Annotated in this window: 1 protein-coding gene; it reads right to left on the bottom strand. The window is 45.0% G+C overall.

Features of this window, described 5'->3' with window-relative positions:
• A partial coding sequence (locus FDX22_RS21830) for an alcohol dehydrogenase catalytic domain-containing protein (RefSeq protein WP_186805421.1) occupies positions 1 to 256 on the bottom strand: 256 nt, incomplete at its 3' end.
• Between the last annotated feature and the right edge of the window lie 102 nt (positions 257 to 358).

Here is a 358-nt window from a genome sequence, read left to right as displayed (position 1 = left end):
CAGAAACCACTCGCTGACCGATTTTCCAGTCCTTAACCTTATCGCCAACCTGCACAATTTGGCCGGCAAATTCGTGACCACGAATCGAATTGAACTGGTCGGATCCACTGTCGACATTGTAGTGTTTCATGTCCGCGCCGCAGATAGCTGCAGCTTTGATTTCAATCACTACGTCATCCGGGCCGCATACCGGTTCCGGGACATCAATCATTTTGTAGCCGCCAAAGGCCTTGCCAAATCTTGCCAGTGCTTTCATTGAATTTTCCTTTGTGTTTAGTTTTGCATCACCTGGCATCATACTTATCCATATAATTTTTGAGGTCAACACAAAATCTTTAAAACACAGATTATGATCTGC

This window comes from Citrobacter sp. TBCS-14 (assembly GCF_005280805.1).
GTDB classification, from domain to species: domain Bacteria; phylum Pseudomonadota; class Gammaproteobacteria; order Enterobacterales; family Enterobacteriaceae; genus Citrobacter; species Citrobacter gillenii.
Note: the sequence above shows the minus strand (reverse complement) of the source record. Positions and strands in the feature narration are given on the sequence as shown.